Genomic DNA, 22863 nt, shown 5'->3' with positions numbered 1-22863 from the left:
CTTGTTTGCGATCTGAGTTCAGGCGGCGCTTCTGAACAATCCGCGTTCCAGGATCTCTGCGTGGGCCTCGTCCAGAGACTTGTGGATCCGGACGAACATTTCGTCGATCTCGGCCGGGGTTATGACCAGAGGCGGCGAAATGATCATACGGTCGCCGACGTGACGCATGATCACGTTGTTCTTGAAGCAGCGTTCGCGGCAGATGTAACCGACGGTTCCCGCTTCGGCTGCGAATTTCGCACGGGTGCCCTTGTCCGGTGTCAGGGCGATCGAGCCCATCATGCCGACGATCTTGGCCTCGCCCACCAGCGGATGGACGAGCAGGCTTTCCCATTTCTGCTTGAGATAGGGAGCAGCCACGTCGCGGACATGGTCGATGATCTTTTCTTCCTCGAGAATCCGCAGGTTTTCCAACGCCACCGCCGCAGCTACCGGATGTCCGGAATAGGTGTAACCGTGGTTGAACTCTTCCATGCCGATCACTTCGGCCACCTCGTCGCAGATGATCGAGGCGCCAATCGGCACGTAGCCCGAGCTCATGCCCTTGGCGACGGTCATGATGTGGGGACGGATGCCGAGCGTTTGGGAGCCGAACCAGTTGCCGGTGCGGCCGAATCCGCAGATCACCTCGTCCGCGATCAGCAGGATGCCGAACTTGTCGCAGATGCGTTGGATTTCCGGCCAGTAAGTATCTGGCGCCACGATGACGCCGCCGGCACCCTGCACCGGTTCGGCGATGAAGGCCGCGACGCGGTCCTGGCCAAGCTCCAGAATTGCCTCTTCCAGTTCGCGGGCGCGGGCAAGGCCGAATTCGGCCGGGGTCATGTCACCGCCCTCGGCCCACCAGTTGGGCTGGTTGATGTGGTGGATGTTGGGAATGATGCCGCCCTGCGCGTGCATCCCCGCCATGCCGCCCAGCGAGGACGAGCCCACCGAAGAACCGTGATAGGCATTCTTGCGGCTTATGATGACGTTGCGGTCCGGCTGGCCCTTGTTCTGCCAATAGGTGCGGACAAGGCGGATATTGGTGTCGTTGGCGTCAGACCCGCCCGACGAGAAGAACACGTGGTTCAGGTCGCCCGGTGCGAGTTCAGCCAGCTTCTGCGCCAGCGCGATGACCGGAACATGGGTGGTCTTGAAGAAAGTGTTGTAATAGGGCAGTTCGCGCATCTGGCGGGCGGCAACTTCGGCAAGCTCTTCGCGGCCATAGCCGATGTTGACACACCAAAGGCCGGCCATGCCATCCAGGATCTCTTCACCTTCGCTGTCGGTCAGCCAAACCCCCTTGGCACGGGTAATCACCCGGACGCCTTCGCGGCCGAGTTCGGTATTGGCCGAAAACGGGTGCATGTGGTGGGCGGCGTCCAGCGCCTGCAACTCGGCCGTGGGCATGTGATTGGTAATGGTCACCATCGGGTGAGTCTCCTGCGAATTCCGATTGGCGGCAGAATATGATCAAATTTTTGGCTGTCAAATCGAATCGTGCCGTCCTTCGTTTTCGGACAGTACGCCGGCCATCTGCTCCATGCCCTGTTCGACGTCCTGTTCCATTGCCCGCGCCACGCCTTCGACATCGCCTGCATGCAGCGCTTTCAACATCTCCTTGTGCCTGTCGGGCAGGTTTTGGGTGCCGAACCGACCACAGACAACCCGAAGCGAGGGCCCGAATCGAAGCCACAACCGATCTGCCATCTCGGTCAGAATCGGGGCATCAGCGACCGAATAGAGCAAGGCATGAAAATCGTAGTTGGATCGCAGATACCCCCCCACGTCCCCGGTTTCGATGGCCTGATCCAAGGCCGCATCGAGCTTTTCCAACGCTTCCGCGGCGGTCGGAGTCATCTTCTGGGCCGCGCGGCGCGCCAGTTCGGCTTCGATTGATTTTCTTATGAAAATGACCTGGTGCAGATCGTCCTGGGTCAGGACGGGCACGCTGACGCGGCGATTGCCCTGAAACATCAATGCGCCTTCGGACATCAGGCGGCGGATCGCCTCGCGGACCGGGGTCATGCCTGCACCCAGCGAATCAGTGAGTCCCTGGATGGTCACGGCCTGCCCGGGAGCCAACTCTCCGAACAGAATCATGGCCCTCAGCGTCTGATACACCTGTTCGTGAACAGGTTGTTTTGCGTCCGTTTGGCTCGGCTTCAACGCCTGTTTTTTGATCATATTCAAAGGACTTGCCCCTATTTCAACATCTCGTCTTGTCAGGTGTTCTACTTGATGAATACATAAACGCTGTTGCCGTAGAAGGCAAAACTTGATCAAATCTAGGCAGGTGGGAGAATACCCGCCAGCTTGCAGGGAGACACTCAATGACTTTCAAAGCGCTGACACTCACAGCGGTGATGGCACTGGCCACTTCCGCCGCGTTCGCCGAAGAAGTGCGCGTCTACAACTGGTCGGACTACATCGACGAAGAACTGTTGACCAAGTTCGAGGAAGAAACCGGCATCAAGCTGATCTACGATGTGTTCGACAGCAACGAGGTGCTGGAGACCAAGATGCTGGCCGGCGGATCTGGTTATGACGTCGTGGTGCCGACGGCCGACTTCCTGCAGCGCCAGATCGAGGCCGGTGCCTTCCAGAAGCTCGACAAGTCCAAGCTGCCGAACCTGGTCAACATGTGGGACGTGATCCAGGACCGGACCGCGCAATATGACCCCGGCAACGAATACGCCATCAACTATATGTGGGGCACCACCGGATTGGGCGTAAACGTCGGCAAGGTCAAGGAAGTGCTGGGCGACGATGCGCCGATGAACAGCATGGACCTGGTGTTCAAGCCCGAGAACATGGAAAAGCTGGCCGCCTGTGGTGTGCATTTCCTGGATGCTCCGACCGAGATCATTCCCGCAGCCCTTCGTTACCTGGGTGAAGACCCCGACAGCCAGGACCCGGATGTCATCGGCAAGGTCGAGGAAACCCTGATGGCGGTGCGCCCGTACATTCAGAAATTCCACTCCTCCGAATACATCAACGCGCTCGCCAATGGCGAGATCTGTGTGGCCGTGGGCTGGTCCGGCGACGTTCTTCAGGCACGCGATCGCGCCGCCGAGGCCGACAACGGTGTCGAGATCGCATACAACGCCTTCAAGGAAGGTTCGCTGATGTGGTTCGACATGATGGCCATTCCAGTGGACGCACCGAACCCGGACGCGGCGCACAAGTTCCTGAACTTCATCATGGATGCGCAGAACATGGCGGCGGCGTCGAACTATGTCTATTACGCCAATGGAAACAAGGCCTCGCAGGAGTTCCTGGCCGAGGACGTGATCGGCGATCCGGCAATCTATCCCGATGAGGCGACGGTGCAGAACCTCTACACCAAGTCGCCCTATGACGCCAAGGTTCAGCGGACCGTGACCCGCCTGTGGACCAAGATCAAGTCGGGCACCTGATTTCCGGCTTGAATTGCGGGGCAGGCCGATCGGCCTGCCCCGTTGCGTTTACCCCACTACAGAACAAGACAGACGGGGGCTTGCCTTGCAATCTTCGAAATTTGCGCCTTGGGACGATCCCGACGCGAAACCGCTGATCCGTTTCAGGAACGTGACCAAGCGGTTTGGCGAATTCACCGCCATCGACAATCTCACGCTGGATATCTACGAGCGTGAGTTCTTTGCCCTGCTTGGCCCCTCGGGCTGCGGCAAGACGACGATGATGCGCATGCTGGCCGGGTTTGAAAACCCGACCGAAGGTGTGATCGAACTGGCCGGACAGGACATTGCCCCGGTGCCGCCGAACAAGCGGGCCGTGAACATGATGTTCCAGTCCTATGCGCTGTTTCCGCATCTGTCGGTCTGGGACAACATTGCCTTTGGCCTGCGCCGCGACCGGATGTCGAAACAGGATATCGAAAAGCGGGTGGACGAGATGCTGCGCCTCGTGCGGCTGGAGAAGTTTGCAAAGCGCAAGCCGCACCAGATCTCGGGCGGACAGCGGCAACGGGTGGCGCTGGCACGGTCGCTGGCCAAGGCGCCCAAGTTGCTGCTGCTGGATGAACCGCTTGGCGCGCTGGACAAGAAACTGCGCCAGGACACCCAGTTCGAACTGATGGACATCCAGGAAAAGACCGGCACGACTTTCGTGATCGTGACCCATGACCAGGAAGAGGCGATGACCGTCGCCAGCCGGGTCGCGGTGATGGATCAGGGGCAGCTGATGCAGGTGTCGACCCCCGACCGGATCTACGAGACCCCGAATTCCGTCTACGTGGCCGATTTCATCGGCGATGTGAACATCATCAAAGGCCGCGCCACGCCCGATGGCGAAGAAACCTATCGCATCGACTGGGCCGAGGGCCAGCAGCCCTTGATCGCGAAGTCCTCCAACGGGTTCGCCTCGGGTCAGACCTGCCATCTGGCCATTCGCCCCGAAAAGGTGACGATCAGTTCCGAACGCCCGGCGGACGCCGCCAATGCGCTACAGGGCCGGGTGCATGACATTGCCTATCTGGGCAATCTTTCGACCTATCACGTGGAATTGCCCAACGGCACGATCATCAAGGCGCAGACTTCGAACACGCGCCGGATCTCGCGCCGAACCTTTACATGGGAAGACACCGTCTGGCTGTCCTGGACTGCCACGGCGGGCGTTCTGCTGGCCGACTGATGCGCCGGTTTCTTCTGATCGCCATTCCCTATGCCTGGCTTACGGTGCTGTTCCTGGTGCCGTTTGCCATCGTGTTCAAGATTTCGCTGTCGGACTACGCCGTCTCGATCCCGCCCTACGTGCCCCAGTTCGACTGGGCCGAAGGGATCATGGCCTTTGTCCGGGAACTGGATTTCGAGAACTTCATCTTTCTCACCGAGGACGACCTTTACTGGAAAGCCTACCTCAGCAGTCTCAAGATCGCCATTTCGGCGACCTTCCTGACGCTCTGCGTCGGTTATCCGATCGCCTATGGCATGGCGCGCGCGCCCGAGGAATGGCGTCCGACGCTGATGATGCTGATCATCCTGCCGTTCTGGACTTCGTTCTTGATCCGCGTCTACGCCTGGATGGGCATCCTGTCGAACGAAGGCTACCTGAACCAGATCCTGCTCTGGACCGGGATCATCAACGAGCCCTTGACCATCCTGAACACCAATACGGCCGTCTACATCGGGATCGTCTACACCTATCTGCCGTTCATGATCCTGCCGATCTATTCCGCGCTCGACCGTCTGGACGGATCGCTGATCGAGGCGGCCGAGGACCTGGGCTGTTCCCGGGCACAGGCATTCTGGCTTGTGACCATTCCGCTGTCGCGGCCGGGCATCATCGCGGGCTGTTTCCTGGTGTTCATTCCGACGCTTGGCGAATTCGTCATCCCGTCGTTGCTGGGCGGATCGGGCACGCTGATGATCGGCAAGGTTCTGTGGGAGGAGTTCTTCTCGAACCGCGACTGGCCGGTCGCCTCGGCCGTGGCGGTGATCCTGTTGCTGATCCTGGTGATCCCGATCGTGCTGTTCCAGCGCAACCAACAGAAACAGGCGGAGGCGGATCAATGAACAGGCTGAGCTGGTTCAACACCGTATCCCTGACGCTGGGATTTGCCTTTCTCTACATCCCGATGGTCATCCTGATTGTCTACAGTTTCAACGAAAGCAAGCTGGTGACGGTCTGGGCGGGGTTTTCGACCAAATGGTATGGCGAGTTGCTGGGCAATGACGCGTTTCTGAGCGCGGCCTGGGTGACGCTGAAGGTGGCGGTGCTGTCGTCGACATTCGCCACCGTCCTGGGCACAATGGGGGCCTATGTGCTGGTGCGTGGCGGGCGCTTCATGGGCCGGACGCTGTTTTCCGGCATGATCTATGCGCCGCTTGTCATGCCCGAGGTGATTACCGGCCTGTCGCTTCTGCTGCTGTTCATCGGCATCGGGATCGAACGGGGGGTGATGACCATCGTTCTGGCCCATACGACCTTTTCGATGTGTTACGTGTCGGTGGTGGTGTCGTCACGCTTGGTGACCTTCGACCGCTCGCTGGAGGAGGCGGCACTGGATCTTGGCTGTTCTCCGGCCGAGGCCTTCCGTCTGGTCACCCTGCCCATCATCGCGCCCGCGGTGATCTCTGGCTGGCTCCTGGCTTTCACCCTGTCGCTTGACGATCTGGTCATCGCGTCCTTCACCTCGGGTCCCTCGGCCACCACCCTGCCGATCAAGATCTTCTCGGCGGTGCGTCTGGGCGTCAGCCCGGAAATCAACGCGCTGAGTACGATCATGATCGGGATTGTCACTGTCGGGGTCATATCGGCCTCGTTGATTTCGAAACAGGCGCTGGTGCGCCAGAAGCGTGACGAACAGGCCGCGGCCCGCGCGCAATGAGGCGGATATTCTCCGATTTTGCCTATGGCGCGGGTCCACGCCAGGGCTGCTGGTGGGACGAGACCATCGCTGCCCCGGACTGGCCGATTGCCACTGGCGACATCCAGACAGATGTCGCCATCGTCGGGGCCGGGTTTACCGGTATTTCGGCGGCCCTGCATCTTGCCGAAAGCGGGGTGGCTGTAACCGTTCTGGAAGCCGGGGCGCCCGGTTGGGGGGCCTCGGGGCGCAACGGCGGGTTCTGCTGCCTGGGCGGAATCAAGCTGAATGACGCTCAGAAACGTCGACGTTTTGGCAAGGACGGGGCAAAAGCGTGCGATGAGGCCGAGGTCGAGGCGGTCGACCTGGTCGGCAGCCTGATCGCGCGCCACGGGATCAATGCCGACATGCATTCCAGGGGCGAGACGCGGCTGGCGCATTCCACCCGCGCCATGGATGCGCTGCGGCGCGAGGCCGACAAGGGTCATGGCCGTTTGCACGAGAAACATGACCTGGAGGCCGAGGGGCTGAACGGACAGTTTCTTGGCGGGCTGACAAGCGATGTCGGTTTTGCGCTCAACCCGCGCAAATACCTGTTCGGACTCGCTGATGTGGCCGCTGCAATGGGGGTGCGCCAGTTCCGCGACAGCGCCGTGCTGCGGCTGGAACGCGGTCGGCGTGGCCATGTGCTGCACACAGCGCAGGCCCGGATCGAGGCGGACACCGTGCTGATCTGCACCAACGGCTATTCCAGCGAGGACATGCCGCCCTGGCTAGCCGGTCGTTACATGCCCGCGCAGTCGAGTGTCATGGTGACCCGGCCGATGTCCGACGCGGAACTGCGGGCGCAGGGCTGGACTTCGGACCAGATGGCCTATGACACCCGGCACCTGCTGCATTATTTCCGCCTGATGCCTGACCGGAGGTTTCTGTTCGGAATGCGGGGCGGGCTGTTTTCCTCGCCCCGCGTCGAAGCCAGGATCCACGCCCGCATGCGCCGTCATTTCGACGCGATGTTCCCGGCCTGGGCAGAGATCGAAGCCACCAACTTGTGGTCCGGGATGGTCTGCCTCGGTCGGGACCTGGTGCCCTATGTCGGGCCGGTGCCGGGGACGCCCGGAATGTTTGCGGGGCTTGCCTATCATGGCAACGGGGTTGCGATGGGCACCTACTCGGGCCGGGCGCTGGCGCGATTGGCGCTGGGCGAACCTGCCGGGTTGCCGGTTGCCATGCAGGGTCCGCTGAGGCGGTTTCCGCTGGGCCGTTTCCGTCGGGTTGTGATGCAGCCGGCCTATCTGGCCTACGGGCTTGCCGATCAACTCTGAGCCGCCTTTATCGGGTAAGAGCAGCGGCCTCCAACCTGTAGGCGGGTGCATAATCGGGTGCGCCGTTCTGGGCCCGCCAAAGGCAATAGGCGGCCATGCGCCAGTGAAACCAGGGTTCCAACGCCCTGTACCGGCCCGTGATCTCGGGGTCGGCGTAAGCCGCAAGGAACGCCTGTTCCTCGTCGTGGGTCAGCGCCTTGCCGCGATAGACATGTTGCATGGCCGGAGAAAGAAAGATCGCGATATCCTCTGCCGGGTCTCCGATGGCGGGGCATTGCCAGTCGATGAGCACGACCCCGTCACCGTCAAACAGGAGATTTCCCGGTACCGGATCGCCATGGATCAGGCAGGTTCGCCCCGCTGCGATCGCGGGTCCATCCGGGCGCAAGGCTTCGATCTCGGCGCGTGCCGATGGTGTGCAGGATGACAGGATCTCTTCGGTATGGCAGGTCAGGTCCCGGCTGCCATTGCACCCCTCGGGAAGCTTCAGGCCGGGTTTCAGCGCGTGCAGCATGGCCAGCGCCTCTGCCGCACGCCGCGGGTTGGTCCGCCAGGGCGCACCCGGCGCGTGATCGTAGAGCGCCCAGGCCTGATTGGCGAATTCGCCGGTGGCCCGCAGCCGCGGCGCGAGGCCTGTTTCGGAAAGCCGTTTCAGGCAGGCCATCTCGGAAGCCGGGTCGTTGCGGAACAGGGGATTGTGGAAATCCGTCCGATAAAGTTTCAGGACGAGGTCACTGCCATGCCCATGCAGCCGCCAAACACGGTTGGTGCGGCCCCCATACAGGGTTTCGAACCTGTCGCCGGGACCGGACAGACCGCGCGCGTTCAGGTCGGCGACAAGCTCCGCTGGCGGATTTTGGTCTTGCTGTTCCAGGTCGGGCCTCGGTCATTTCTGTCGGGCCGGATTGCCCTTTGCGACGGCCCGGCGCAAGGCTCAACCGTTGGCGCGCACCCCGGTTACCATCGAGGCCAAGATTGCCTGACCGCCTTCGAGGATCAAGATCACTTCGTTCCCTTCGATCTGAGCCTCGGTAACCGGATGATAGACGGCGCTTGCTTCCTCGAGCAGCAGTTCCTCGGCCTCGTAACTCTGGATCGCGAAGCTGTACAACCCTTCGGGACGCAGGGATCCGGTTTCATCCTGACCCGACCATGTAACCGGTTCCGCGGAAATCGGCACTTCGAAACGATCGACGATCTCGCCCGCGGAATCGCGAACCACGATGAAGGCCTTGTCCGCAGCCGCCAGGGGGGCGGGTGAAATTGTGATCGGCTGTCCCGAGAAATGGGCCGGCGCGATGGCGCGTGCCTCCTTGCCGATCCAGCTCGAGAGTCGGGCCATGTCTGTGGCGCCGAGTTTTTCCACCAGCGCGACGAGCGTGTCGTTGGTCTTTGTCTGCTGCTCGACCATCGAAAACTGCGCCAGCTGCGACGCATATTCCGAGGAATCAAGAGGCTCCAGCGGGTTCTGGTACCGGGCCTGGGTCGTAAGCATACGGATGAACGTGTCGAAATCCGAGACACCGCTTTTCTCTGGGCGCGCGGAAGACGCTGGCATTTGCACTGCGCTGTAGGCGGCGGGGGCAATCGGTGGAGTCATTGTCAGAGCCTTATGTCCAAAGTGCCGGTGGAGATCTTCGAGCGGCCTGCATCCGCTTCACCATGTTCGATATCCGCGCCTGACGAAATGACTTGCGGTCTGTCTTGCGTTTCCTGGCGGGAGGAGCCGGCCCCGGTATCCCTGTTGCCAAAGCTGAACGCCACATCGCTGTAGCCCATGGCGCGGAACTCGGCCGAGAGCTGGTCTATGTGCCGGCGCATCAGGTCCAGTGTTTCCGGCCGTTCGGCGAGAATCGCCAGCGCCAAGCCTCCGTCCTGCGCCTTCAGGGTCATCTGGACCGAGCCGAGTTCCTTCGGATTCAGCCGGACATCAACCGTGCCAGCTTCGCGGCTGTCGACGAATGCCGAAACCATCTGATGTGCAATCCGGTGCGCGGTTTCGTTTGGCGCAGCGGCGGCGGTTGGTGCCACAATCGGCCCGTTCCCCTGAACTGCCTGAGATCCCGGGATGCCGTGCCTTGCGTCATCCCAGGAAAGCGCAAGTTTGTGTTCGGTTGCCGCGCGTTTTGGATCCTGAGCAAGGATGCCCTCAGATTGTACTGTAACAACCGGTATATGTTTCGGCTGTCCCATCGGGACCGCGACCGGCCCATCAGGCCGCCGGGCGGAAACGATGTCCATGTGTTGCGCATTTTCACTGCGGGACTCGGTTACCCGGCCCCGGTCAGCGCGGATCGCGGCTGACGGTTCTTTCAGGCTGCCCGCGATGGTGGCCTGTTGCGGTTGAAAACGGTCCAGCGGGTGCTGTCTTGCCTTTTCGCCGGTCCGGCCATTGACCGCGGTCATTGCGTCGGGCGGCATGGAATTCGCCGGCGATACCGGCGCATCCGCAGCAAACCGGTCTTGTTTTGTGCTTTCCGAATGGCCCGCCGAGGATGTGCCAATCGGCGCGATTTGCCGAAAGGGATCGGCCGGGGATGACGGACGCGCCTGTTGCCCGGCATTCTGCTTGAATTCGGAAGCTGCGGCCGCGACTGCCGCGCGACTGTCACTGTTTCGTCGAGAGAGTTGCGTTGCCACGCCGGGGGCAACGGGTGCAAGCAAATCGTCCGACACGCGTACCCGCCCCGCTTTTTCTGGCGGTCCAACAGGTTGTTCCGGGTCTTGCCGAGCCATTGTCCGGTGGCCGGGCCAGACGGTCGACTGAAGGGTTCGATTGCCGGTCAGTCCCCGTTCATCCCGTGTCGCGCCATTTGGCAATCCGTTCTCTTGCACTTTTACTTCAAAAGGGCCCCCTTCCTCAGGAACGTCCGCCCGAGAATCGGCCTCTGCCTTGGCCTGCGGTTGGCCATGGTCCAGATCGGGGTCCGCTTCGGGCGCGTGGCCGTTCGTCCCCGTGACCTGAACTGCAAAGAAAACCGCGGAAAAATCCGGGCCGATCTGATCAGGGGGCCGTGCCTGATCTTCCGTTTTGCCGTCCAGGACCCTGGTGTTTCCTGTCGCCGGCGAAAGTTGGGAAAAGGTCAGTGAAGTCATGCGAAACCCGTTTGTTCTACCGCTGACCATTGCCCAATTCGGTTACGATTAATTTAACCGATTTTCGATCTGATCAGGACAGTTCGAAATGATTTCGAGGTTACTGATGGAACTTCTTCCCACTATGAAACCATGGGGCCGGGCAAGGCCGGAAACACCCGCCTCGGCAATTCGGGAATCCGCCGTCCAGCTGGAGGCGGTTTTTCTGGCAGAGATGCTCAAGGCTTCGGGCCTGGGGCGTGCGCGCGATGGATTCGGCGGCGGCGGCGGCGAAGAACAGTTCAGCTCGTTCCTCGTCCAGAAACAGGCGGAACAAATGGCACGGGCCGGCGGTGTCGGACTGGCAGAAGCATTTTTCAACGCAATGGCGGAGAGACAGGATGAAACATGATGACTCGGGCGCACTTCTGAGGGCGCTGGACGATTTGCTCGATCAGGAGAAGACGGTTCTGATCAAAGGTGACTTGGAGCGACTCGGGGCATTGAGCCAGGAAAAGGAAAGACTGGTGACGGGGCTCAACGCGATGCCCGACCTGAGCCGCGAACAACTCGAGCCGCTGCATCGCAAAGTCGTGCGCAATCAGGCGTTGCTGAAAAGCGCGCTCGACGGGATTCGCACCGTCGCCAACCGGCTGGCCGAGCTTCGTCGGGTGCGCCAGGGGCTTGAAACCTATGATGGCGCTGGTCAGAAACGCCGGTTCTCTGCCTTGCGCAGTTCGCAGCTGGAAAAAAGGGCCTGAGGTGGAATTGAGTCAAATTCAACGAATGGGGCCGGGGCGTCTTAGCGATCCATTAGGAGATCAGGGGCAATTGTGGCCACGCACCTCGAAGTGAGAGTGGCGCGAGACCGGCTTCGGACTTTCGCAGTTGTCAGAAAGACGTTCCACATCGCCTCAACGGGCGGATCCAAACATGGGCCAAAGGCCCGCTAGATCAAAGGATGATGCTATGTCCAGCATTCTGACGAACAATGGCGCCATGGTGGCGTTGCAGACCCTCAAGTCGGTGAACATGAACCTGGGTCAGACCCAGAACGCGATCTCGACCGGCAAAAACGTGTCCACTGCAAAAGACAACTCTGCCGTCTGGGCCATTTCGAAAGTGATGGAATCCGACGTCAAGGGGTTCAAGGCGATCAAGGACAGTCTGAGCCTTGGGGAATCGACTGTCGCCGTCGCCCGCAATGCGGCGGAAACCGTGACCGACCTTCTTACCCAGATGAAGGGGAAGATCGTTGCGGCTCAGGAAGACAACGTCGACCGCACCAAGATCAACGCCGACGTTACCGCGCTCAAGGACCAGATCGCTGCGGTTGTTGGCGCGGCCCAGTTCAACGGACTCAACCTGGTCAACGGTACCGCCGCGTCTGCCTCGGTCCTCGCCTCGCTCGACCGTGACAATGCGGGCAATGTGACCGCATCTTCGATCACCGTAGCAGGGCAGAACTTGTCCACCGGTGGCTACACCGCCAAAGCCGTGTTCGATGCCACCAATACCAACGGTGTTTCCGCGGACGGGCAGGACAGCTTCGGCTTCTCGCTGGATGCCAACGGGGGGACCGACGACAACGGCCAGATCGAGTTCGAACCGCATGGCACCGCATCTTACGCTGCGGGCGACAGCTTCACAATCCGCCTGGGCGATACAGAGGTGAGCTATACTGTCACCGCTGAAGACATCGCCTCGACCTCTGCGGCAGATGTCATCGCGGTAGGTATGAAGGCGGCGATCGAGGCTTCGGGTGCCAATGTGACGGTGGATTACAACGCCGCGAACTCGGGGCGGCTGGTGATAACAAATGGCGGCACCGACAGCTTGCACGTGTCCGGCCAGTTTACCAATGCCAACTCCGGTGGCTTGGGCGCGCTGGCGGCGATCGACGTGTCGAACTCGGCCGGTGCGGCAGCCGCTCTGGGTTCGATCGAAACCTTGATCGACACCGCGATCGATGCGGCCGCGGCCTTTGGTTCGGTGCAAGGTCGGATCGAGACCCAGAATACCTTCATCTCGAACCTGACCGACTCGTTGAAGTCGGGTATCGGTTCGATGGTGGATGCCGACATGGAAGAGACCTCGGCGCGCCTGCAGGCGCTTCAGGTCCAGCAGCAGCTGGCCGTTCAGTCGCTGTCGATCGCCAACCAGGCACCGCAGTCGATCCTGTCGCTGTTCCGCTAAGCGTTCCGGCCGGGGCGTTCGCGCCCCGGCCCCTGCCCGATATCTCCCAACAGTAAGGACATCACGTGAACGCGCTTTTACAGGCACGCCAGGCCTATTCGGCCGCTTCCGCCCCGATCCGGACGCCGCGGAACATGGAATACCAGGTCTTGTCCAGGATCACGCATCGTATGCACAGCGCCGCAAAGCGCGGCAGTGTCGGGTTCGGCGCCCTGGTTGAGGCTTTGCACGACAACAATCGCTTTTGGAGCGTTCTGGCCGCAGAGGTCGCGGACGGTGCCAACGGCCTGCCAGCCGATCTTCGGGCGCGTCTGTTCTATCTGGCCGAGTTCACCCAGGTGCATACCAGCAAGGTGCTGCGCCGCGAGGCGTCCGTGCGGCCGCTTCTGGAAATCAACACGGCCGTTCTGCGCGGTCTTCGTCACGGAGGGTCAGCGACATGAGCGGCCTTGTTCTCAAACTCGCGCCAAAGGAGCGGGTTCTGATCAACGGTGCGGTGATCGAGAATGGAGACCGCCGCGGGCGGCTCTCGATCATGACGCCCGACGCCAACATCCTGCGTTTGCGGGACGCAATCCATCCCGAGGAAGCGACAACCCCGGTGCGCCGCGTGTGCTATGCGGCACAGCTTGTCCTCTCCGGCGACAGCGACCCGTCCGCCGCCAAACTGTCGCTGTTGCGTCGGATCGAGGAGTTGAGCCAGGTCTTCACCGATCGCGACAGCCGCAAGATTCTGGCCGAGGCGACGGAGGCGTTGCTGGCTGAACATCACTACAAATGCCTCAAGGCCCTGCGCGGACTGCTCCCGCGAGAGGAGCGCATTCTGGCGCTGCGTCCGCTATGAGTTTCCAGCCCGTCCTCGTCGCGAACGGGATCGCGGGCTGGCGATTCCTGCAGCGAACCTATGACAGTCAGCTGCACAATTTCTCGAATTCGACCACAAGAAATCGCGAAACCAGTTATTTCATGGAGAAAATCGGCACGGTGAAAACGGCCGAGGATCTCGTGTCGGACAGGCGGCTGTTGCAGGTGGCGCTGGGGGCGTTCGGGCTTCAGGACGATGTCAACAACATCTATTTCGTCCGCAAGATACTCGAGGACGGCACCGCATCGCCGGATGCGCTGGCCAACAAGCTGTCCGACAAGCGCTACCGCGAGTTCTCCAAGGCGTTCGGCCTGGGACCGGGAGAGATCCGTACCACCGGGTTGGTGACCTTCATGGAGGATATCGTCGCCCGTCATGAGGCTGCGGGCTTTGAAGAGGCGATCGGTACCCAGGACGAGAGCATGCGCATCGCGCTCTATGCCCGGCACGAGCTGAAGGCTCTGGCTCAGGACAGATCGGGCGAGAACGCGAAATGGTTCAGCCTGATGGGGACGCCGCCCTTGCGGCAGATGATGGAAACCGCGTTGGGTCTGCCATCGGGACTGGGCCGGATCGACATCGACAAGCAGCTTGAAATCTTCAAGGACAAGCTGCAGGCACTGACCGGTTCCGCAAACGTGTCCCAGTTCACGGACCCTGACATGGTGGAAAAGGTCACGGTCGCCTATCTGGCGCGGGCGCAGATCAGCAGCCAGTTCCCGGGAACCTCAGCCGCGCAGAATGCCTTGACCCTTCTGGGGGGCTTTTCGTGACGGATGGCAGCATCAGGCACCGGCGTTGACTTCGCTCGCGACCGTTGCCGCCGCGGACGACACTGCGTAACACCTGACCGGTTCGGCCACATTGTGCAGCATTACCGCCCCCAGCGGCAGGCAATCGCGGCAAATCGGCTGGAAATCGTCCGACACGACGACCCGGTGACCGGCTGATTTGCCGTAGTCTCCCAATCGGGCCGCAACATTGGCAGCCTGGCCGATAACAGTGAAATCCAGCCGTTCGCGTGAACCGACGTTGCCGTAGGTCACCTGGCCATAGGCAAGGCCGATGGCGCAATCGAGCTTCGGCCCGTCACCGGCATCGCCACACAGGGTCGCCACGATTTCGGTTGCCGCGGCCAAGGCGTTGCGCTGTGCGGTTGCGGGGGCCTCGGCGCCTGGAAATACGGCCAGCACCGCGTCGCCGATGAATTTCAGGACCTCTCCGTCATGGGCATGTACGATGTCCGAGACGGTTTCGAAAAACCGGTTCAGCAAGCCGATGTAGGGCGCACGGCCCAGCTCCGACTCGAGGCGGGTCGAGCCGCGCAGGTCGCAGAACATGATGGCGGCATCGATTTCGTCGCCATCCCCACGCCGGATGTCGCCACCCAGAACCCGCGCGCCGGTGCGTTTGCCGACATAGGTTTCCAGCAGTGACCGGGCATTCTCGTGCTGCATGAAGACCTCGTAATAGCGTCCGATCACCGCCACGCATTCGAACACCAGACCCAGATTGGCGGTGGAGAACCCGTCCGGCTGATCGCAGGTCAGGGTCAGGACATTGGTGCGGCCATCCGAAAATGGCAGAGGCATTGCGACATAGTCGGTTGCGCCCCGCGCCCTCAGATCTTCCATGATCGGAAAGCTGTTTTCGGGGTTGGTGACGGTCAGTCGCTGGCGCACGCCGCCCAAGCCGTTCGAGACATGCCGCAGCGGGCTGTTTTGATAGGCCGGGCTGTCATGTACCTCATAGGTCGGGGCATAGGTCGAGATCTCGGTCTTGTCCTTTTCCCAGATGTAATGCTTGCCGGCGATCAGGGGATGCAGCGACCAGACCATCACCCCGATGCGAGACACGGGAATGCCCTGTTCGAGCATCTTTTCGGCCAGTGCCATGGTGAACGCCTCGGGACTGCGGATATGCGACGCCCCGCGCAAGAGCCAATCCACCAGCGGGCCGCTGATATGGCCGGGGTCGTCCTGATGCAGTTCGTTCTCACCCAGTTCCATCCGCGTGTAGACGCCCTGCATGAAGCCGACGTGACCGCGAATGCCCTCGCTTTCGGGCAGTGGATTGTCATAGGCCCAGACGGCGTTTGCCACGCGGTCGCCATCGATCAGGATGTCTTGGTAGGTGGCCGTGCCCTTGAAAGGGCAGAAGGTCTGCAACCCGGAACTGTCCTCAAGGCGCACCAACACGTCTTCGCGCGGAACGTAGACGGTCGGGGAAAGCCGGGTTTCGTACATCACCTTTGCGCGGGATGTCGCCGCCAGCAGCGTATTGCCCCGGTAAATCTCGACGCGACCCTTGAGCGGTTCGGTCCGGATGCCGTAACCTTGACCGGGCGGCGTGGCATGGACGTTCATGAGCGGCCTCCTTTTTGCCCGTCCCTACAAAGGATGGGCGACCCGGCTCCGAAATCCAAGGGCCCGCGCGGGGATTTTACCGGCGGATAGTGGATGCGACTTGTACTGATGACATTTATTGGCCTGGTCTTGGCCGGGTCGGCGTCGGCGCAGGGCCGTAAACTGCTGCAACCGACACGTGACCAATGTATCTGTATCGCGGTGTGTCAGGCGCGCGAAAATCCGGGCCGGCTGATCAGCCAGCCGGGCTATGGCTGCCCGCATATCCGGGATGAACTGATTCTCGACAACATGGCGCGCTGCAAGTGCCCGGCCTGGCCGCCGAACACACGGTCATCCCCTGCGCAGGGCCGCCCGTCGCCCAATCACTGAGTGTCAGACCATCTGGATGACGGATTTCTCTATCGCCAGCATATAGCCGCGCTTGGCGATGTTCTTGACCAGAAGGGCGCTGATCATCTGGTTGCCCAGCGTATCGCGCAACCGCTTGATTCGGGTGGCGCCAGCGGCCTCTTCGCAATCGGAGGCATCCCGGCCCGAGATCACGGCCTCGATCTGCGCGCCCGACAGCACTTCGTCGTCCATCCGCGCCTCGGCCAGCACGGCAAGGGTCTCGATGGCGGCTGGGGTCAGCTGAAATTCCATGTTGTTGAGATAAACTGTGTTCTCGTCGCGGCTGATCAGCAGCGATGTGACCTGGATTCCCGTGCGCTCGATCTGGGCCATGCGCCGGTTGATCAGCACCAGCATCGCCAGAAAGACCAGCGCTGCGATCATCATCGCACTGGCAAAGACCAGCAGAACGAAGATCACCATGCGATAGCTTGACAGCGTATCGGCAAAGGCAGTGCCGGACTGGGCGAGAATTTCGAGCAGGCGAACTTCAGCCTGGGTGGTCAGGTCGTTTTCCACGAACACGCGCTCGACCCGCGCGTTGAACGCGTTGGCGTCGGGCAGGGTGAGAAACAGAAAGGTGGCAGCCGTTGCCAGGATCGCCACGATCGCCGCGATCCCCATCCCGATCAGCCGTGTGCCTGAGCGCCGCGCTTCAGAAACGGAGAAAATTGGGTCCGGCATCGGCCTTCCTCTTGTCGAGGCCCTCGGGACCGAAGACCGAAATCACGTTCAGCAGGGTCCAGCCGGCAGCCTGCAGGCGGGTGGCAACCTCTGGCGCTGCCTGTTCGGCCGAACAGGCCGTGACCTGCATGACTCCGTAATGAAGGCGAAGGGGTTGCTCCTGCTTGGCCTTGTAATCGGCATAGCAGTCGGCAGCACGAGCCGGAACCGGCAGCAGGAGCAGGGCCAGCGCGGCCATGGTGGGGATGATGTGTCTCATGGTTGTGATCCTGCGCCTGCAACGCAGGATATTCAATAACAACAGGGCGATGCGCAGCCTGATATCCGATAACAAGGCGGCGATATTGCTTGTCTGGCGGGACCGGCCGCAGGTTGGTGCCATCAGGATCGCCCGTCTCTCGGCGGCTTTCGCAACTCCGCCTCGAAAGGAAACAAACAATGCATCGCAAGTTCATCGCCTTTGTGGTCGCAAGCGCAATCACAGTCACCGGCATATCCGCAAGCCAGGCCCGGGCGGCCGACGCGCACGACATTCTTGGTGGGCTTGCCGCAATCGCCATTCTGGGCGCTGCGATCCATCACTATGACAAGAGAAAGGACCGGCGCGAACAGCAAGAGCAGCACGTCTCGCGCGACCATGGCAAACCTTACCTGGCCCCGTACCAGGGCAAACCCTATCCCTTGCCTCCACGGCCCTTGCCGCAGGATGTGGCGCGCTTCAACCTGCCCTCGCAATGCTTGCGGCAGGAAGACGGATACCGTGGCAACGGCCCTGTGCTGGGGGCCCGCTGCTTGTCGCGTAGCTACGGCCATGCGGACAGCCTGCCGCAACAGTGCAAGGTGTCCTATTGGAACGGCGAACGGACCCGAACCGGGTACGAACCGAACTGCCTGCGCCAGTTTGGCTACCGGATTTCCCATAACCATTGACCCGAGCAGTACGGCGCGCATCGCGCCCGCGGGCAGGGGGGATACCCCCCTGCTCATTTTTTCTTGTCTTGGGCGTTCAATTGCGATTTGCCAATGACATGGAATATCCGGATTTCGAATTGGAAAAGCACCTTGCCGGGCGTGGGTTTCTCCGCATTGCCGGGGTCGACGAGGTGGGGCGCGGTCCGCTGGCCGGCCCGGTGGTGGCCGCCGCTGTCATCCTGAATGTCGATGCCATTCCCGAAGGGTTGAACGATTCCAAGAAGTTGACTGGCAAGCGGCGCACCTTGTTGAATGATCTGCTCAGGCAAGCCGCCGAGGTTGCAGTGGGAGAGGCCACTGTCGAGGAGATCGAACAGTTCAACATCCTGCGTGCCTCGCATCTGGCAATGCGGCGCGCGGTCGAAGCGCTGGATCCGGCGCCCGACTTCCTGCTGATCGACGGTAACATGATTCCCCAGGGTATCGCCATTCCGGCGCAACCTGTAGTCAAGGGCGATACCCGGTCCGTGTCGATCTCTGCGGCTTCAATTGTGGCGAAAACATGGCGCGATCGGCTGATGGTGGATTTGGCGCAACAGCATCCGGGATACGGTTGGGAAAGAAATGCCGGATATCCCACAGCTGAACATCGTGCGGCCCTTCAACATCTTGGCCCAACCCCACACCATAGGCGTTCGTTCGGGCCCGTGCACAAGATATTGTATCAAGAGTAATTTGTAACCCGCTGATTCAAAAAAGAAATTGACCGGGAATCCGGTTTGACTCATCCTGTCGTTAACCAAATGAGCGCAAAAGCGCCGTGGAACCTGAGGCAGAAGATGACGACCACAAAGACACAGGGCGCAACCGCGCTCCCGTTAAACACGATTCTTTCCGGCGATTGCGTCGAGGTGATGAACTCATTGCCGGCGGCGTCCGTCGACCTGATTTTTGCGGACCCGCCGTACAATCTGCAACTCAAGGGGCAGTTGCACCGCCCGGACAACAGCCAGGTCGATGCGGTCGACGACCACTGGGACCAGTTTTCCAGCTTTGCCACCTATGACCGGTTCACCCGAGACTGGCTGAAGGCCGCGCGGCGTCTGCTGAAACCGAACGGCGCGATCTGGGTGATCGGTTCGTACCACAACATCTTCCGGGTCGGATCGGCGCTTCAGGATGCTGGCTACTGGATTCTCAACGACGTAGTCTGGCGCAAGTCGAACCCGATGCCGAATTTCCGCGGCAAGCGGTTCACCAATGCGCATGAGACGATGATCTGGGCCTCGAAATCCGAAGGCGGCAAGTACACGTTCAACTACGAGGCGCTCAAGGCGCTGAACGAAGGTGTGCAGATGCGCAGCGATTGGGTCATGCCGATCTGCACCGGACACGAACGGCTCAAGGATGAAAACGGCGACAAGGCGCATCCGACGCAAAAGCCCGAGGCGCTGCTGCATCGAATTCTGGTGGGATCGACCAACCCGGGCGACGTGGTGCTCGACCCGTTCTTCGGCACCGGTACCACCGGCGCGGTCGCCAAGATGCTGGGACGCGAGTTCATCGGCATCGAGCGCGAGGACGCCTACAGGCAGGTTGCCGAAAAACGCATCGCCAAGGTGCGCAAGTTCGACCGCGAGGCGTTGCAGGTCTCGGCGGGCAAGCGGGCAGAGCCGCGCATTCCCTTCGGCCAGCTGGTCGAGCGTGGCATGCTGCGTCCGGGCGAAGAGCTTTACAGCATGAACCAGCGCCACAAGGCCAAGGTGCGCGCCGATGGCACCCTGATCGGCCAGAATATCAAGGGCTCGATCCATCAGGTCGGCGCTTTTCTGGAAAACGCGCCCTCGTGCAACGGATGGACCTACTGGTGCTTCAAGCGCGACGGCAAGGTCGTGCCGATCGACGTGCTGCGCCAGCAGATCCGGTCGGAACTGGAAAACTGAACTTCTGAAAATTCCAAGAATACCGCCGGTGCCTGTGGCCTGACACAAGGCACTACACCTTGCCCCGCCGTTGTCCGGCGGGGTTTTTTTCTTTGTCGCAAACGGTTTGTGGATAAGGCTATCATGCCTATCTCGACCGCAGGAACGAGGAGCTGCCTCAAATGGCCGACAGCACAGCACCGGCACGCCGACGCGAGCGCTTTTTCTTCACGCAACCGGACGAGTTCGATCTGGACAACCGGTTCACCGAGGCGGCGCTGGAACGGCACAAGCGCGAGGGTCTGGAACTGGCGGTGCGTGCGCGCTGGGTCGCGATGGCGGTCATCGCGGTGCTGCTGGTCTTTGTCAATCCGCAGTGGGAGGTTGTCTATTACCACTGCATCCTTGGCCTGATCGCGCTGAACGGCTGGTTCATCAGGCGCGCCGGCCGGGTGGGCCAATCGCGAACCGAGCTGTTCCTGATTTTTGTCGACCTCTTGATCATGACATTGGGCATGATCGTACCAAACCCGTTTTCCGATGACGTGCAGCCCCTGGCGATGCAGTACCGGTTCGACAATTTCCAGTATTTCTTCGTGATCCTCGCGGCCGGAACACTGGCCTATTCCTGGCGCACGGTCTTTGCCATCGGAAGCTGGACCGCCGGCATGTGGACGCTGGGATGGATCGCGGCCTGGTGGGTTGCCACGCCATTTCCCGACCTGTCCGCCCGCGCGGCAGAGGCGTTTTCAGGATTTCCCGATGTGGCCAAGTTCATGGACCCCGGCAGCTTCATGCCCGCCATGCGGGTTCAGGAAGTGGTTGTGTTCCTCATCGTCGCGGTCACGCTTGGCGTATCTTCGCGCAGGTTCAGCCGCCTGTTGATGACAAACGCCGGACTGGAGCGCGAGCGGGCCAACTTGTCGCGCTATTTCTCGCCCAACGTGGTCGATGCGCTCAGCCAGAACGACGAGCCGCTCAAACAGGTGCGGCAGGCGGATATCGCCGTCCTGTTCATCGATATCGTTGGCTTCACCCGCTTTGCCTCGGGCCGCGATCCTTACGAGGTGATCGAGGTTCTGCGCGGGTTTCATGCCCGGATGGAGGGGCAGGTGTTCCGCCACTACGGGACGCTCGACAAATATCTTGGCGACGGGTTGATGGCGACGTTCGGGACACCCGTGGCGGGTGAGCATGACGCCACCAACGCGCTGGCCTGCGCCCGGGACATGGTGGCCGAGATCGAGACCTGGAACCAGGAGCGGCGACAGGCGGACGAGCCCGAGATCCACATTGGCATCGGCCTGCATTTCGGCCCTGCCGTACTGGGCGACATCGGTGCGAACCGGCTGGAGTTCGCGGTGATCGGCAATACCGTGAATGTCGCGGCCAAGCTTGAGGCGCAGACCCGCATTTGCAGAGCGGATATCGTGATCAGCGACGGGTTGTACGACCGGGTCTTGTTTGAAACCGGCGGCAAGAGCGCCCTGCTGGACGGGTTCCGCAAACACGAGAACGAGTGCCTGCCGGGCATCGCCGAGCCGATGACGGTCTGGACGCTCTGAGGCCGGCGCCTCTCCCGCCCGTCGGTCGGCGCATCGCAGATGCGCCGCCTCCCGTTGGGCCGGGCGGCGCGCGTACCGCGCGCCGAGGGTCAGCGCGGGGCCGGATTCAGCGCCTTGTTATAGGGCTTCCAGTCGGCAATCTCGGGATAGTATTGCCGCCGCCAAGCCCGCACGCGAGGGTTCATCACCCGCCGCCAGAGCGGCGGGATCAGCGCCGCCACCGTCATCACCGGATAGCCATAGGGCAGTTGCGGCGCGTCGGCCTCGGTGTGGTTCTGCAAAAGCGGAAAGCGGCGGTCTGGCTTGTAGTGATGGTCGGAATGGCGTTGCAGGTTGATCAGCAGCCAGTTCGACGCCTTTTGCGCCGAATTCCAGGAATGGCGCGGCTTGACATGTTCATACTTGCCTTCGCCCAGATATTTGCGCGTCAGCCCGTAGTGTTCGACGTAGTTGACCAGTTCCAGTTGCCAGACAGCCACCCCGGCCTGCACCAGGAACAGGCCCACGCCGGCCCAGCCGCCCAGCAGACCGGCCAGCAGGATCATGACAGACTGAAGCGTCCAGTAGCGCCAGAACGGGTTGGATGGGTCGCTCCACCGCCTGTCCCGGCGCGCCAGCATCTCGCGTTCGGCGCGAAAGGCCGAGCGCAGGCATTGCACCAGAACCCGAGGATAGAACCGGTGAAACCCTTCATTGTAGCGCGCGGTCACCGGGTCGCGCGGGGTGCCGACATAGCGGTGATGCACCAGCAGGTGTTCCGACCGGAAATGCGAATAGAGCACCATCGCCAGCAGGATATCGCCCAGCCAGCGTTCGAACCGGTCCTTCTGGTGCATCAACTCGTGGGAATAGTTGATCCCGATGGTCCCAGTGATGACACCGACGCCAAAAAACAACGCAATCCGTTCTCCAGTGGAAAGGTGGTCGGCGCGGGTGGCGTACCAGATCAGGCCGTAGAGTGTGATGAACTGCACCGGCACCCAGAGCCTGGTCAGCAGGATATACCAGCCCAGTGCCTCTTCGCCGGTGTCCGGATCGGCGTTTTCCAGGTTCGGCCCGGTTGCCTGATCGAGGATGGCAAAGGTCCACCAAGTGGCCAGCGGCACGGCCAGCAGCCACCAGCCGCCTTTAAGCGCAGCAAGCCAGACCAGTGGCACCAAAAGGTAAGAGATCCAGAAGGGCAGGGCGCTTTGCCAGCGCGACAGTTTCTCAGGGGCGATCATCGCATGCTCCGCAACGGACTGCCTGAATCCTAGACGTATTTCCGGCCC

25 protein-coding genes are annotated in these 22863 nt (G+C 61.4%); 16 read left to right on the top strand and 9 right to left on the bottom strand.

Translation table 11 applies throughout. The features are described 5' to 3' along the window. Positions 1-18: 18 nt before the first annotated feature. Both BLT75_RS06020 and BLT75_RS06015 read right to left on the bottom strand, forming a co-directional pair. Positions 19-1413: an aspartate aminotransferase family protein gene (locus BLT75_RS06020; protein WP_093028722.1), complete on the bottom strand. Its 1395-nt coding sequence runs from the start codon at positions 1411-1413 to the stop codon at positions 19-21. A 57-nt stretch (positions 1414-1470) separates the two neighbouring features. Beyond that, complete coding sequence (locus BLT75_RS06015; RefSeq protein ID WP_093028720.1) at positions 1471-2169, bottom strand: GntR family transcriptional regulator; 699 nt, start codon at positions 2167-2169, stop codon at positions 1471-1473. A 146-nt stretch (positions 2170-2315) separates the two neighbouring features. Between BLT75_RS06015 and BLT75_RS06010 the strand changes: the two genes are divergently transcribed. The 5 genes from BLT75_RS06010 (at position 2316) to BLT75_RS05990 (ending at position 7614) form a co-directional block, all read left to right on the top strand. Further along, on the top strand, positions 2316-3401 hold the full coding sequence (locus BLT75_RS06010) for a polyamine ABC transporter substrate-binding protein (protein WP_093028718.1): 1086 nt from the start codon (positions 2316-2318) through the stop codon (positions 3399-3401). An 85-nt stretch (positions 3402-3486) separates the two neighbouring features. Next, a complete protein-coding gene (locus tag BLT75_RS06005) occupies positions 3487-4614 on the top strand; it encodes an ABC transporter ATP-binding protein (protein WP_093028716.1) in 1128 nt (375 codons plus the stop codon). Then, entirely contained in the window at positions 4614-5495 is an 882-nt protein-coding gene (locus BLT75_RS06000; protein WP_093028714.1) for an ABC transporter permease subunit, read from the top strand. The genes BLT75_RS06005 and BLT75_RS06000 overlap by 1 nt, the downstream gene beginning before the upstream one ends. Then, positions 5492-6310: an ABC transporter permease gene (locus BLT75_RS05995; protein WP_093028712.1), complete on the top strand. Its 819-nt coding sequence runs from the start codon at positions 5492-5494 to the stop codon at positions 6308-6310. The genes BLT75_RS06000 and BLT75_RS05995 overlap by 4 nt, the downstream gene beginning before the upstream one ends. Next, complete coding sequence (locus tag BLT75_RS05990) at positions 6307-7614, top strand: NAD(P)/FAD-dependent oxidoreductase (protein ID WP_093028710.1); 1308 nt, start codon at positions 6307-6309, stop codon at positions 7612-7614. Before BLT75_RS05995 ends, BLT75_RS05990 begins: the two co-directional genes overlap by 4 nt. A gap of 7 nt (positions 7615-7621) precedes the next feature. Here BLT75_RS05990 and BLT75_RS05985 read toward each other — a convergent pair whose 3' ends face one another. The 3 genes from BLT75_RS05985 to fliK all read right to left on the bottom strand — a co-directional run bounded on the left by BLT75_RS05985 (position 7622) and on the right by fliK (position 9588). Next, a complete protein-coding gene (locus BLT75_RS05985; RefSeq protein ID WP_281243127.1) occupies positions 7622-8398 on the bottom strand; it encodes a phosphotransferase in 777 nt (258 codons plus the stop codon). Positions 8399-8548: 150 nt separating this feature from the next. After that, positions 8549-9172 carry a flagellar hook capping FlgD N-terminal domain-containing protein gene (locus BLT75_RS05980; RefSeq protein WP_245706382.1) on the bottom strand — a complete coding sequence of 208 codons (624 nt, stop codon included), beginning with the start codon at positions 9170-9172 and terminating at the stop codon, positions 8549-8551. A 44-nt stretch (positions 9173-9216) separates the two neighbouring features. After that, on the bottom strand, positions 9217-9588 hold the full coding sequence (gene fliK, locus BLT75_RS24310; RefSeq protein ID WP_176827855.1) for a flagellar hook-length control protein FliK: 372 nt from the start codon (positions 9586-9588) through the stop codon (positions 9217-9219). 1336 nt (positions 9589-10924) lie between these two features. Between fliK and BLT75_RS05970 the strand changes: the two genes are divergently transcribed. The 6 genes from BLT75_RS05970 (at position 10925) to BLT75_RS05945 (ending at position 14523) form a co-directional block, all read left to right on the top strand. Beyond that, positions 10925-11101: a rod-binding protein gene (locus BLT75_RS05970; RefSeq protein ID WP_342727003.1), complete on the top strand. Its 177-nt coding sequence runs from the start codon at positions 10925-10927 to the stop codon at positions 11099-11101. Then, on the top strand, positions 11091-11450 hold the full coding sequence (locus BLT75_RS05965; protein ID WP_093028700.1) for a flagellar export chaperone FlgN: 360 nt from the start codon (positions 11091-11093) through the stop codon (positions 11448-11450). Before BLT75_RS05970 ends, BLT75_RS05965 begins: the two co-directional genes overlap by 11 nt. A 208-nt stretch (positions 11451-11658) precedes the next feature. Next, positions 11659-12885, top strand: coding sequence for a flagellin N-terminal helical domain-containing protein (locus BLT75_RS05960; RefSeq protein WP_093028698.1), 1227 nt, complete (start codon positions 11659-11661; stop codon positions 12883-12885). Positions 12886-12950: 65 nt separating this feature from the next. Further along, the gene (gene flaF, locus BLT75_RS05955; RefSeq protein ID WP_093028696.1) at positions 12951-13328 is read left to right on the top strand and encodes a flagellar biosynthesis regulator FlaF; all 378 of its coding nucleotides are present in this window, start codon (positions 12951-12953) and stop codon (positions 13326-13328) included. After that, positions 13325-13729 (top strand): flagellar biosynthesis repressor FlbT, encoded by a 405-nt coding sequence (gene flbT, locus BLT75_RS05950; protein ID WP_093028694.1) that lies wholly within the window; start codon positions 13325-13327, stop codon positions 13727-13729. Before flaF ends, flbT begins: the two co-directional genes overlap by 4 nt. Next, positions 13726-14523, top strand: a complete 798-nt coding sequence (locus tag BLT75_RS05945; RefSeq protein WP_093028692.1) for a DUF1217 domain-containing protein — start codon at positions 13726-13728, stop codon at positions 14521-14523. The genes flbT and BLT75_RS05945 overlap by 4 nt, the downstream gene beginning before the upstream one ends. 12 nt (positions 14524-14535) lie before the next feature. Here the strand turns inward: BLT75_RS05945 and BLT75_RS05940 are convergent, their stop codons facing one another. Then, positions 14536-16116, bottom strand: a complete 1581-nt coding sequence (locus BLT75_RS05940; RefSeq protein ID WP_093028690.1) for a DUF427 domain-containing protein — start codon at positions 16114-16116, stop codon at positions 14536-14538. Between the two features lie 108 nt (positions 16117-16224). On the opposite strand from BLT75_RS05940, the gene BLT75_RS05935 reads away from it, so the two are divergent. Then, a complete protein-coding gene (locus tag BLT75_RS05935; protein ID WP_143028520.1) occupies positions 16225-16488 on the top strand; it encodes a hypothetical protein in 264 nt (87 codons plus the stop codon). 3 nt (positions 16489-16491) lie between these two features. Here BLT75_RS05935 and BLT75_RS05930 read toward each other — a convergent pair whose 3' ends face one another. Continuing rightward, entirely contained in the window at positions 16492-17193 is a 702-nt protein-coding gene (locus tag BLT75_RS05930; protein ID WP_093028686.1) for a winged helix-turn-helix domain-containing protein, read from the bottom strand. Beyond that, positions 17165-17452 carry a hypothetical protein gene (locus tag BLT75_RS05925; RefSeq protein WP_093029077.1) on the bottom strand — a complete coding sequence of 96 codons (288 nt, stop codon included), beginning with the start codon at positions 17450-17452 and terminating at the stop codon, positions 17165-17167. Before BLT75_RS05925 ends, BLT75_RS05930 begins: the two co-directional genes overlap by 29 nt. 179 nt (positions 17453-17631) lie before the next feature. On the opposite strand from BLT75_RS05925, the gene BLT75_RS05920 reads away from it, so the two are divergent. From BLT75_RS05920 to BLT75_RS05905, 4 genes are all read left to right on the top strand, one after another. Then, positions 17632-18123, top strand: a complete 492-nt coding sequence (locus tag BLT75_RS05920) for a DUF3824 domain-containing protein (protein ID WP_093028684.1) — start codon at positions 17632-17634, stop codon at positions 18121-18123. A 98-nt stretch (positions 18124-18221) separates the two neighbouring features. After that, positions 18222-18839 carry a ribonuclease HII gene (locus BLT75_RS05915; RefSeq protein ID WP_093028682.1) on the top strand — a complete coding sequence of 206 codons (618 nt, stop codon included), beginning with the start codon at positions 18222-18224 and terminating at the stop codon, positions 18837-18839. Positions 18840-18944: 105 nt separating this feature from the next. Continuing rightward, a complete protein-coding gene (locus BLT75_RS05910) occupies positions 18945-20048 on the top strand; it encodes a site-specific DNA-methyltransferase (protein WP_093029075.1) in 1104 nt (367 codons plus the stop codon). A gap of 161 nt (positions 20049-20209) precedes the next feature. Further along, positions 20210-21592, top strand: a complete 1383-nt coding sequence (locus tag BLT75_RS05905; protein WP_093028680.1) for an adenylate/guanylate cyclase domain-containing protein — start codon at positions 20210-20212, stop codon at positions 21590-21592. Between the two features lie 89 nt (positions 21593-21681). Here the strand turns inward: BLT75_RS05905 and BLT75_RS05900 are convergent, their stop codons facing one another. Continuing rightward, entirely contained in the window at positions 21682-22815 is a 1134-nt protein-coding gene (locus tag BLT75_RS05900; protein ID WP_093028678.1) for an alkane 1-monooxygenase, read from the bottom strand. Positions 22816-22863: the final 48 nt, after the last annotated feature.

Source organism: Ruegeria marina, assembly GCF_900101475.1.
GTDB classification, from domain to species: domain Bacteria; phylum Pseudomonadota; class Alphaproteobacteria; order Rhodobacterales; family Rhodobacteraceae; genus Ruegeria_B; species Ruegeria_B marina.
Note: the sequence above shows the minus strand (reverse complement) of the source record. Positions and strands in the feature narration are given on the sequence as shown.

Excerpts from the sequence above, each read along its gene's own strand:
- BLT75_RS05935 (WP_143028520.1), top strand. The coding sequence starts at position 16,225 with ATGACATTTATTGGCCTGGTCTTGGCCGGGTCGGCGTCGGCGCAGGGC.
- BLT75_RS05925 (WP_093029077.1), bottom strand. The coding sequence starts at position 17,452 with ATGAGACACATCATCCCCACCATGGCCGCGCTGGCCCTGCTCCTGCTG.
- BLT75_RS05940 (WP_093028690.1), bottom strand. The coding sequence starts at position 16,116 with ATGAACGTCCATGCCACGCCGCCCGGTCAAGGTTACGGCATCCGGACC.
- BLT75_RS05965 (WP_093028700.1), top strand. The coding sequence starts at position 11,091 with ATGAAACATGATGACTCGGGCGCACTTCTGAGGGCGCTGGACGATTTG.
- BLT75_RS05995 (WP_093028712.1), top strand. The coding sequence starts at position 5,492 with ATGAACAGGCTGAGCTGGTTCAACACCGTATCCCTGACGCTGGGATTT.
- BLT75_RS05945 (WP_093028692.1), top strand. The coding sequence starts at position 13,726 with ATGAGTTTCCAGCCCGTCCTCGTCGCGAACGGGATCGCGGGCTGGCGA.
- BLT75_RS06000 (WP_093028714.1), top strand. The coding sequence starts at position 4,614 with ATGCGCCGGTTTCTTCTGATCGCCATTCCCTATGCCTGGCTTACGGTG.
- BLT75_RS06020 (WP_093028722.1), bottom strand. The coding sequence starts at position 1,413 with ATGGTGACCATTACCAATCACATGCCCACGGCCGAGTTGCAGGCGCTG.
- BLT75_RS05970 (WP_342727003.1), top strand. The coding sequence starts at position 10,925 with ATGCTCAAGGCTTCGGGCCTGGGGCGTGCGCGCGATGGATTCGGCGGC.
- BLT75_RS05980 (WP_245706382.1), bottom strand. The coding sequence starts at position 9,172 with ATGCCAGCGTCTTCCGCGCGCCCAGAGAAAAGCGGTGTCTCGGATTTC.
- BLT75_RS06010 (WP_093028718.1), top strand. The coding sequence starts at position 2,316 with ATGACTTTCAAAGCGCTGACACTCACAGCGGTGATGGCACTGGCCACT.
- flbT (WP_093028694.1), top strand. The coding sequence starts at position 13,325 with ATGAGCGGCCTTGTTCTCAAACTCGCGCCAAAGGAGCGGGTTCTGATC.
- BLT75_RS05920 (WP_093028684.1), top strand. The coding sequence starts at position 17,632 with ATGCATCGCAAGTTCATCGCCTTTGTGGTCGCAAGCGCAATCACAGTC.
- BLT75_RS05990 (WP_093028710.1), top strand. The coding sequence starts at position 6,307 with ATGAGGCGGATATTCTCCGATTTTGCCTATGGCGCGGGTCCACGCCAG.
- BLT75_RS05915 (WP_093028682.1), top strand. The coding sequence starts at position 18,222 with ATGGAATATCCGGATTTCGAATTGGAAAAGCACCTTGCCGGGCGTGGG.
- BLT75_RS05900 (WP_093028678.1), bottom strand. The coding sequence starts at position 22,815 with ATGATCGCCCCTGAGAAACTGTCGCGCTGGCAAAGCGCCCTGCCCTTC.
- BLT75_RS06015 (WP_093028720.1), bottom strand. The coding sequence starts at position 2,169 with ATGATCAAAAAACAGGCGTTGAAGCCGAGCCAAACGGACGCAAAACAA.
- BLT75_RS05930 (WP_093028686.1), bottom strand. The coding sequence starts at position 17,193 with ATGCCGGACCCAATTTTCTCCGTTTCTGAAGCGCGGCGCTCAGGCACA.
- BLT75_RS05910 (WP_093029075.1), top strand. The coding sequence starts at position 18,945 with ATGACGACCACAAAGACACAGGGCGCAACCGCGCTCCCGTTAAACACG.
- BLT75_RS05960 (WP_093028698.1), top strand. The coding sequence starts at position 11,659 with ATGTCCAGCATTCTGACGAACAATGGCGCCATGGTGGCGTTGCAGACC.
- BLT75_RS05905 (WP_093028680.1), top strand. The coding sequence starts at position 20,210 with ATGGCCGACAGCACAGCACCGGCACGCCGACGCGAGCGCTTTTTCTTC.
- fliK (WP_176827855.1), bottom strand. The coding sequence starts at position 9,588 with ATGGTTTCGGCATTCGTCGACAGCCGCGAAGCTGGCACGGTTGATGTC.